This is a genomic window from Micromonospora sp. I033 (assembly GCF_053890995.1).
Genome location: NZ_JBSSLX010000017.1, coordinates 39778 through 49259 on the forward strand (window position 1 = coordinate 39778; position 9482 = coordinate 49259).

The following is a 9482-nucleotide window of genomic DNA, read 5'->3' on the forward strand; positions in this document are numbered from 1 at the left end:
GGCATGGCGGACGCACCGGTCGTGGCGGTACGCGGCGAGGCCTACCGGGAGGTCGCCCCCGAGCTGGCCCGGTTCGCGGTGACCGCGACCGCGCGGGACCGCGACCGGGAGACCACGCTGACCCGGCTGGCCGAGCGGACGGCCGCCGTGCGGGTGCTGCTCGACGCGGCCGAGCCCGCCGTGGAACGGCGGGAGACCGGCCAGCTGCGGGTCTGGCCGGAGACGAAGCGCTCCGGTGAGCGGGTGGTGGCCTACCACGGCAGCGTGACCACCACGGTCACCGTGGCCGACTTCACCGCGCTCGGCGAGCTGATGCTCCGCCTGGCCGACCAGGAGCAGGTCGAGGTGGCCGGCCCGTGGTGGTCGCTGCGGCCGGACAGCCCGGCGTACCGGGAGGCCCGGCACGCCGCGATCGCGGACGCGCTGGCCCGCGCCCGGGAATACGCCGAGGCGCTCGGCGCCCGGGTGACCGCCCTGCTGGAACTCGCCGACACCGGCCTGGCCGCGGCCCCGCCGATGCTGGCGAAGGCGGGCTTCGCGCGGGCCGGGGAGGCCGCGCCCGAGCTGGAGCTGGATCCGCAGCCGCAACCGGTGCAGGCGGCGGTCGAGGCCCGGTTCACCATCAGCGAGCCGGTGCTCGGCTGATGCCGCCCGCGCAGGTGCTCCCACTCGGCGAGCTGGTGGCCCGGGCCCGGGCTCTCGCCGGGGACGGCCCGCGGCAGCTGCTCGGCATCGCCGGCGCGCCCGGGGCGGGCAAGTCCACGCTGGCCGAGCGGATCGTCGCCGAGGTCGGTCCGGCCGCCCGGCTGGTGCCGATGGACGGCTTCCACCTGGCCCAGGCGGAGCTGGCCCGGCTGGGCCGGGAGGCGCGCAAGGGCGCGCCGGACACGTTCGACGTCAACGGCTTCGTCTCCACCCTGCGCCGGCTGCGCCGGCTGGAGCCGACCTCGGTCTGGGCGCCGGCGTTCCGCCGCGACCTGGAGGAGCCGGTCGCCGGGGCCATCGAGGTGCCGCCCGAGGTGCGGCTGGTGGTGACCGAGGGCAACTACCTGCTGCTGCGTGACGACCCGTGGGAGGAGGTGCGCACCCTGCTGCACCAGATCTGGTTCCTCGACCTCGACGCCGAGCTGCGGGTGCGCCGGCTCACCGCCCGGCACGAGGCGTACGGGAAGACGCCGGAGCAGGCCCGCGCCTGGGCACTGGGCAGCGACGAGGCGAACGCCCGGCTCGTCGCCGACACCGCCGGGCACGCCGACCTGGTGGTCCGGCTGGCCGACCCCCTGCCGGGGTGACGGCACGGCCCGGCGCAGCAGCCGGGCCACCACCGCCCGCTCAGGTGGGTTCTTCCAGGCTCCGGACCGGGCGGGCGGGGTTACCCACCGCCACCACATCGGGGGGTAGGTCGCGGGTCACCACGGCGCCCGCCCCGACCACGGTGTTCTCCCCGATGGTCACGCCGGCCAGCACGATCGCCCCGCCGCCGAGCCAGACGTTGTCGCCGATGGTGATCGGCTCGGCGGCCTCCCACTTGGCCCGCCGGGCCGCCGCCTCGACGGGGTGGGTGGCGGTGAGCAGTTGCACGTTGGGTCCGATCTGGACGTCCGCGCCGATGGTGATCCGGGCGACGTCGAGGAAGACGGCGTTGAAGTTGACGAAGCTGCGTGGCCCGATGTGGGTCTGGTAGCCGTAGTCGCAGTGGAACGGCGGCCGCACCCAGGTGTCCTCGCCGACCGACCCGAGCAGTTCGCGGAGGGCGGCGAGGCGTCCCTCGGGGTCGTCGGCGGAGCTGCGGTTGAAGCGTTCGGTGAGCCGTGCGGCCCGGTCGAGGTCGGCGGTGATCTCGGGGTCGTCGGCGATGTACGGCTCGCCGGCGAGCATGCGGTCCTTCATGGCGCTCACGGGGGGATCATGCCCGGCCGGGCGGTGGACGGGGAACCGGTTCCGTCGGATTGGCGACTTCCGATTGCATACGCGGTATGTAATTCTGACGGTCTCCGTCGATGTAATCCCCATCGATGAAGACGCTTGGCGAAGGAGGAACGTTGCGCCGAAATCGAAGAAGAATCGCCGGCCTCGGCCTCACCCTGGGGCTGGCCCTGGGCGTGCCCGTGCCGGCCTCGGCCGCCCCGCCGGCGGCCCCGGGCGGCAGCCCCGCCCGCGCCGCCCGCGCCGGCGAGCCGGTCACCGTCACCCTGATCACCGGCGACCAGGTCACCGTCACCGCCGCAGGCCAGGCGGCGGTCCGCCCCGGCGCCGGCCGCGCCGGGATGGGCTTCCTGGTCGGCCGGGAACGCGGCCACCTCACCGTGGTGCCGCAGGACGCGCTGGCCCTGGTCCGGGCGGGCCGGGTCGACCGGCGGCTGTTCGACGTCACCGGGCTGGTCGCGGCCGGCTACGACGACGCCCGGCGGGACACGCTGCCGCTGCTGGTGTCGTACCGGCCCGGGTCGGCCCGGCGGGCGGCGGCCCCGGTGGCCGGCACCCGGGTGACCCGCGGCCTGCCGGCCATCGGCGGTGCGGCGCTGGTCGCGGCGAAGGCCGACGCCGGCGCGGTCTGGGGCGCGGTGACGGCCAACCGGGCCGGCACCCGGGTCGACGCGGCGGGGGATGTCGACCGGATCTGGCTGGACGGCCGGCGGCGGGTCACCCTCGACCACAGCGTGCCGCAGATCGGCGCCCCCACCGCCTGGGCCGCCGGCTTCACCGGCAAGGGGGTCAGCGTCGCGGTGCTCGACACCGGCGTCGACCTCACCCACCCCGACGTGGCCGGCAAGGTCGCCGACGCGCGCAACTTCAGCGAGGCGGCCGAGTCGGACGACGTGGTGGGGCACGGCACCCACGTCGCCTCGATCATCGCCGGGAGCGGGGCCGCCTCCGGCGGGAAGTACCGGGGCGTCGCCCCCGACGCCACCCTGCTCTCCGGCAAGGTCTGCGAGAACCAGGGCTGCACCGAGTCGGCGATCCTCGCCGGCATGCAGTGGGCCGCGGCCGAGAAGCACGCCACCGTGGTCAACATGAGCCTCAGCGGCGCGGACTTCCCCGAGGTCGACCCGCTGGAGCAGGCGGTCGAGACGCTGACCGCGCAGACCGGCACGCTCTTCGTGGTGGCCGCCGGCAACGACGGCGCCGACGGCTCGGTCGGCTCGCCGGCCACCGCCGACGCCGCCCTGGCGGTCGGCGCGGTCGACCGGGACGACGCCCTGGCCGACTTCTCCAGCCGGGGGCCGCGGGTCGACGGCGGGCTCAAGCCCGACATCACCGCCCCGGGAGTCGAGATCGTGGCCGCCCGGGCCGCCAACGGCGCGATCGGCGACCCGGTGGGGGAGAAGTACGTCTCCCTCTCCGGCACCTCGATGGCCACACCGCACGTGGCCGGCGCGGCGGCGCTGCTCGCCCAGCAGCACCCCGGGTGGACGGCCGGGCGGTACAAGGCCACCCTGATGGCCTCGGCGCGGCCGCACCCCGGACAGACGGCGTTTCAGCAGGGCGCGGGCCGGGTCGACGTGGCGCACGCGATCACCGAGCAGGTCACCAGCGACCCGCCCAGTGTCTCGTTCGGCGTGGCGGCCTGGCCGCACGGCGACGACCAGCCGATCGCCCGCACGGTCACCTACCGCAACGGCGGGACGTCCCCACTCACCCTCGACCTCACCGCCGAGGTGACCGGCCCGGACGGGCGTGCCGCCCCGGCCGGCATGTTCGCCCTCGGCGCGTCCCGGCTCGCCGTGCCGGCCGGCGGGACGGCCCAGGTCACCGTCACCGCGGACACCCGGCTCGGCGGTCTGGACGGCTACTGGACCGGCCGGCTGGTCGCCCGCGCGGGCGACGCGGTCGCCGTGACCCCGCTGGCGATGAACCGCGAGGTGGAGAGCTACGACCTGACCGTCGCGCACCGGGACCGGGCCGGCAAGCTGACCGGCGACTACTTCACCACCCTGGTCGGGCTGGACGGCGTCGCGTACCGGGACGTGTACGACCCGGACGGCGAGGCGCGGATCCGCCTCCCGAAGGGCCGGTACGGCCTGAACAGCCTGATCTACCGGCCGGGGGACGAGGGCTGGACCGAGGTGTCCATGCTCGCCCAGCCGGAGCTGGTGGTGAGCGGCGACCAGCGGCTCACCGTCGACGCCCGGCGGGCGAAACCGGTCCGGTCCACCGTGCCGCAGCGCGGTGCGGCCCCGTTGCTGATCGACCTCTCGGCCAACTGGTCCACCGAGGAGTTCTCCTACGGGTTCGGGCTCTGGGCGTCCAGCTTCGACGGCCTCTACAGCGGCCAACTCGGGCGCGGCGTCTCCGACTCGCTCTTCGTCGGCGCGCTGGCCAGCCAGTGGGCCGAGCCGATGGCGCCGGAGCGCAGCCCGTACTTCTACGCCCTCAACGAGCTGTTCCCGGGCCGGATGCCGACCGGGTTCGTCCGGCACTACCGGCCGGCCGACCTGGCCACCGTGACCCACCGGTTCGCGGCCGGCTACGCGGGGCTGGAGAACGAGCGGATCGTCTTCCCGGAGTCCGACTACAACATCGGCGGCTCGGCGATCGTCGTGCCCGTGCCGGTGCCCGGCAAGCGGGTCGAGCACTACAGCACGGCCCGCACCCGCTGGAGTTCCGAACTGGGCTTCGGTGAGCGGGGCGAGGACGGCTGGCTGGAGGTGCGGGCGGTGCTGGAGTCGGTGCCCACCCGGTACCAGGCCGGCCGGACCTACCGGGAGGACTGGAACAGCGCGCCGTACGGGCCGTCGTTCCCGCGGCCGCGCTGGCCGGAGCAGGGCATCACGCGCAACGGCGACACCCTCGTCGTCGCCCTGCCGGTGCACAGCGACGCCGCCGGTCATCCCGGTGGCTCGCTCAACGACACCGGACGGACGGCCCTCTACCGCAACGGGAAGCTGCTCGCCGAGCAGCCCGCCGCGGGGTACGGGGAGTTCCAGGTGCCGCCGGGCGCGGCGAGCTACCGGCTGGAGACCTCGGCCACGCGGGGCTTCACCGATCTCAGCACCGAGGTCTCGGCGAGCTGGACGTTCCGCTCCAGGCGTGTCCCGGGTGAGGACTGGGCTCGGCTGCCGGCCATGGTGGTCCGCTTCGCGCCGCCGCTGGCCGTGGACAACAGCGCCCCGGCCGGCCGGACCTTCACCATCCCGGTGACGGTCCAGCGCCAGCCCGGCGCGCCGGCGTCCCCGGTCGCGGCGCTCACCGTCGAGGTCTCGTACGACGGCGGGAAGACCTGGCGGAAGGCGGCCCTGCACAAGCGGGGCGCGGGCTGGGCGGCCACCGTCCGGCACCCGGCCGGCCCCGGCTACGTCTCGCTGCGGGCCGCCGCCCGGGACGGCACCGGCAACACGGTCACGCAGCGGATCATCCAGGCGTACCGCCTGCGGTGAACCGGTCGTCCGGGCCGAGAGGCCCGGACGGCGGACGGGCCGGGGCGTCGTGCCCCGGCCCGTCCCGCGTCGCCGGTCAGTCGTTGGCGTGCAGCGCCGCGTTCAGCTCGATGCCCCGACCGGTCCGTGGCTTCGCCTCCAGCGCGCCGGTCACCGAGTTGCGCCAGAACAGCAGGCCGTCCACGCCGGAGAGCTCGCGGGCCTTGACCACCCGGCCGTCCGGCAGGCTGATCTTCGAGGCGGCGGTGATGTAGCAGCCGGCCTCCACCACGCAGTCGTCGCCGAGGGTGATGCCCACGCCGGCGTTCGCGCCGACCAGGCTCCGCTCGCCGATGCGCACCTTCTCGGTGCCGCCGCCGGAGAGGGTCCCCATGATCGACGCGCCGCCGCCGATGTCGGAGCCGTCGCCGACCACCACGCCCTGCACGATCCGCCCCTCCACCATGGAGGTGCCCAGCGTGCCGGCGTTGAAGTTGACGAAGCCCTCGTGCATCACGGTGGTGCCGGCGGCCAGGTGGGCGCCGAGCCGGACCCGGTCCGCGTCGGCGATCCGAACGCCGGAGGGGACCACGTAGTCGGTCATCCGGGGGAACTTGTCCACCCCGTAGACGGCCAGGTGGCGGCCGGCGCCCCGCTCGATGACCCGCAGCTCGTCGACCCGCTCCGGCGGGCACGGCCCGGCCGAGGTCCAGGCCACGTTGGCCAGCTTGCCGAAGATGCCGTCGAGGTTGAGCTCGTTGGGCCGCACCAGGCGGTGGGAGAGCAGGTGCAACCGGAGGTACGCGTCGGCCGCGTCCTTGATCGGGTCGTCCAGCGAGCCGATCACGGTGACCACCTGGACCGTGCGCAGGCCGGGCAGCGCGCGCTCGCCGACCGCGCCGGGCGGCAGGTCGAGCACGTCGGCCTGGTCCTCCCCGGGGACCAGCGGCAGCTCGCCGAGCCCCAGCTTGCCGGTCGGGTACCAGGTGTCCAGCACCAGGTCCTCAGCGGTGACCGTGGCCAGGCCGATGCCCCAGGCAGACTGTGCGGTCGTCACTGTTTCACCTTTCGTTCGCGGCTGCGGGGCTCGCAAGCTCACTCCTCGCGCTCACCGAAAATGACGGTACCGTGCCACCCATGCAGAACCCGTTGACCCCCGAGGTCTTGGCCGATCCGGTGGCGCTGACCCGCGCGCTGGTCGACATCGAGTCCGTCTCGCTCAACGAGAAGGCGATCGCCGACTGCGTCGCGGAGGTGCTGCGGGGCGTGCCGCACCTCACCACCTACCGGCACTCCAACACGGTGATGGCGCGTACCGACCTGGGCCGGGCGCAGCGGGTGGTGCTCGCCGGCCACCTGGACACCGTCCCGCTGAACGACAACTTTCCGTCGACCATGCGCGGCGACCTGATGTACGGCTGCGGCACCTCCGACATGAAGTCCGGCGTGGCCTTCGCGCTGCACCTGGCGGTGACCCTGCCCGACCCGCGTTACGACGTGACCTACCTCTTCTACGAGGCCGAGGAGATCGAGTCGAGGTACAACGGCCTCACCCTGGTCTCCCAGGCGCACCCGGACTGGCTCCAGGCCGACTTCGCGCTGCTGCTGGAGCCGACGTACGGGATCGTCGAGGCGGGCTGCCAGGGCACCATGCGGGCGGTCGTCACCACGCACGGCGAGCGGGCCCACGCGGCCCGGTCCTGGCACGGGGTGAACGCCATCCACGGCGCCGGCGAGGTGCTGCGCCGGCTGACCGCGTACGAGGCGCGCCGGGTGACCATCGAGGGCTGCGACTACCGCGAGGGCCTCAACGCGGTGCGGATCGCCGGCGGGGTGGCGGGCAACGTCATCCCGGACCGCTGCGAAATCGAAATCAACTACCGGTACGCCCCCGACCGTGACCCGGCCGCGGCCGAGGCGCACCTGCGCGAGGTCTTCGCCGGCTTCGACCTGACCGTCACCGACGCGGCGGCCGGCGCGGCCCCGGGCCTGGACAACCCGCCGGCCCAGGAGTTCCTGGCCGCGGTCGGCGCGGCCCCGATCGGCAAGTTGGGCTGGACCGACGTGGCCCGGTTCGCGGCCATGGGCATCCCGGCGCTGAACTTCGGCCCCGGCGACCCCAACCTGGCCCATCACAAGGACGAGCACGTCGAGCTGACCAAGATCCGCGACGGCGCGGCGACCCTGCACCGCTGGCTCGCCTCGTCCTGAACATGCGACCGGGGGCCCGCGTCGGTGACGCGGACCCCCGGGTCGCCCGGCCGGGCCGTCAGACGGTGGTCGTGAACGGGGCGTCCGTCTCGCTGCTCTCGCCGGTGACGTCGGTGTGGTGAGCTTCCATCATCCGGGCGCGGCGGCGCTCGGCCACCACGTCACGGATCCGCCGCTGCATCTGCCGGCGGATCCGGATCATCTCGCTGTTGCTGATCAACGCTGGCTCCTCCCCCGAAGGCGCGCGCCGGGGCATACCCGGTATGTGAATAGTAAGACGTACGAGCGAGCCATTTAGTTGCCCATGATCACGAAGAATTTCTCCGCGTCGCCCGCCTCCGCACCGCGCCGCCCCGGCTCCACTACGGTGGCCCCATGAGCCAGAGCAACGGGCGGCCGTCCGGCCGCGGGCCGAGCGGGGAGCGGCACCGGGGCGCCGTCACGCTGCGCAACCAGGCCATCCCGACCAGCACCGCCGACCAGCGGCTGCTCGACTCCCGGGGCCGGGGCGACTGGAAGACCAAGGACGCCTGGCGGGCGCTGCGCATCCTGTCCGAGTTCGTCGAGGGCTTCGACACCCTCGCCGACCTGCCGGCCGCGGTCAGCGTCTTCGGCTCGGCCCGGAGCAAGCCGGAGAGCCCCGAGTGCCGGCTGGCCGAGGAACTGGGCGGCGCGCTGGCCCGGGCCGGCTACGCGTTGATCACCGGCGGCGGGCCGGGCGTGATGGAGGCGGCCAACCGGGGCGCCGGCGAGGCGGGCGGGCTCTCCGTCGGGCTCGGCATCGAGCTGCCGTTCGAGCAGGGCATCAACGAGTGGGTCGACCTTGCCATCGACTTCCGCTACTTCTTCGCCCGCAAGACCATGTTCGTCAAGTACGCCCAGGCCTTCGTGGTCCTGCCCGGCGGCTTCGGCACCATGGACGAGCTCTTCGAGGCGCTCACCCTGGTGCAGACCGGCAAGGTGACCCGCTTCCCGGTGGTGCTCATGGGCGTCGACTACTGGCGGGGCCTGCTCGACTGGATGCGGGACACCATGGCCGCCGAGGGCAAGCTCGGCCCGACCGACCTGGACCTGATCTGCCTCACCGACGACGTCAACGAGGCGGTCCGGCACATCGTGGAGGCCGAGGCGGTGCTCTCCGCCGAGAAGGAGGCGGTCCGCGAGGAGGCGGTCGCCCGGCTCGCCGCCGACCAGCGGGCCGCCGCCGACGCCGCCCCCGAGGGGCCGGCGGAGCAGGGCTGACCATGGCCAACGTCTGCGTGTTCTGCGCGTCCTCCCGTACCCTCGACGCCCGCTGGCTGGACCTGGCCACCGAGACCGGCGCGGAGCTGGCCCGGCGCGGGCACACGCTGGTCAGCGGCGGCGGGTGCGTGGGGATGATGGGCGCGGTGGCCGACGGGGCGCGGGCGGCCGGCGGCCGGACCCTGGGCGTCATCCCGCAGGCCCTGGTCGACCTGGAGGTCGCCGACCTCGCCTCCGACGAGCTGCTGGTCACCGAGGGGATGGCCAGCCGCAAGACCCTGATGATCGACAAGTCGGACGCGTTCGTGACGCTGCCCGGCGGGCTCGGCACCCTGGACGAGCTGTTCGAGGTCTGGACCACCGCCACCCTGGCCCTGCACGCCAAGCCGATGGTGCTGGTCGACGCCGACGGCTTCTACCGCCCGCTGCTCGACTGGCTGCGCACCCTGGCCGGCCAGCACTTCCTGAAGCCCGCCGGCCTGGACCTCCTCCTGGTGGCCGACACCGTCCCCGAGGCCCTGACCCTCCTGGAGTCCCGCCTGACCTGACCCCCGCCGACCGTGGTCGATCATGAGGTTGACGGCGAAGTCGACCTCCGTGAGTGCCGCCAACCTCATGATCGACGGAACTCCCGGGTGAGGGCGGGGCGGCAGGTTTCCCGGGTGTCGTACC

Annotated in this window: 9 protein-coding genes; 6 read left to right on the forward strand and 3 right to left on the reverse strand. The window is 74.2% G+C overall.

Going from position 1 to position 9482, the window contains the following annotated elements:
- The first annotated feature begins 3 nt into the window (after positions 1 to 3).
- Positions 4 to 645, forward strand: coding sequence for an SIMPL domain-containing protein (locus tag ACW0Q9_RS05325; protein ID WP_456178809.1), 642 nt, complete (start codon positions 4 to 6; stop codon positions 643 to 645).
- Positions 645 to 1292: a nucleoside/nucleotide kinase family protein gene (locus tag ACW0Q9_RS05330; protein ID WP_456178810.1), complete on the forward strand. Its 648-nt coding sequence runs from the start codon at positions 645 to 647 to the stop codon at positions 1290 to 1292. Before ACW0Q9_RS05325 ends, ACW0Q9_RS05330 begins: the two co-directional genes overlap by 1 nt.
- Positions 1293 to 1332: 40 nt before the next feature.
- On the opposite strand, the gene ACW0Q9_RS05335 is transcribed toward ACW0Q9_RS05330, so the two are convergent.
- A complete protein-coding gene (locus ACW0Q9_RS05335) occupies positions 1333 to 1899 on the reverse strand; it encodes a sugar O-acetyltransferase (RefSeq protein ID WP_456178811.1) in 567 nt (188 codons plus the stop codon).
- A 116-nt stretch (positions 1900 to 2015) separates the two neighbouring features.
- Here ACW0Q9_RS05335 and ACW0Q9_RS05340 point away from each other — a divergent pair, with 116 nt between their 5' ends.
- Positions 2016 to 5378, forward strand: coding sequence for a S8 family serine peptidase (locus tag ACW0Q9_RS05340; RefSeq protein ID WP_456178812.1), 3363 nt, complete (start codon positions 2016 to 2018; stop codon positions 5376 to 5378).
- A gap of 76 nt (positions 5379 to 5454) precedes the next feature.
- Here ACW0Q9_RS05340 and dapD read toward each other — a convergent pair whose 3' ends face one another.
- Positions 5455 to 6414, reverse strand: a complete 960-nt coding sequence (dapD, locus tag ACW0Q9_RS05345) for a 2,3,4,5-tetrahydropyridine-2,6-dicarboxylate N-succinyltransferase (RefSeq protein WP_456178813.1) — start codon at positions 6412 to 6414, stop codon at positions 5455 to 5457.
- 80 nt (positions 6415 to 6494) lie between these two features.
- Between dapD and dapE the strand changes: the two genes are divergently transcribed.
- A complete protein-coding gene (gene dapE, locus ACW0Q9_RS05350; protein WP_456178814.1) occupies positions 6495 to 7568 on the forward strand; it encodes a succinyl-diaminopimelate desuccinylase in 1074 nt (357 codons plus the stop codon).
- Positions 7569 to 7626: 58 nt separating this feature from the next.
- Here dapE and ACW0Q9_RS05355 read toward each other — a convergent pair whose 3' ends face one another.
- Positions 7627 to 7788 (reverse strand): hypothetical protein, encoded by a 162-nt coding sequence (locus ACW0Q9_RS05355; protein WP_456178815.1) that lies wholly within the window; start codon positions 7786 to 7788, stop codon positions 7627 to 7629.
- 155 nt (positions 7789 to 7943) lie between these two features.
- On the opposite strand from ACW0Q9_RS05355, the gene ACW0Q9_RS05360 reads away from it, so the two are divergent.
- Together ACW0Q9_RS05360 and ACW0Q9_RS05365 are read left to right on the forward strand one after the other, a co-directional pair.
- Positions 7944 to 8810 (forward strand): LOG family protein, encoded by an 867-nt coding sequence (locus ACW0Q9_RS05360; protein WP_456178816.1) that lies wholly within the window; start codon positions 7944 to 7946, stop codon positions 8808 to 8810.
- 2 nt (positions 8811 to 8812) lie between these two features.
- Entirely contained in the window at positions 8813 to 9358 is a 546-nt protein-coding gene (locus tag ACW0Q9_RS05365; protein WP_456178817.1) for an LOG family protein, read from the forward strand.
- Positions 9359 to 9482: the final 124 nt, after the last annotated feature.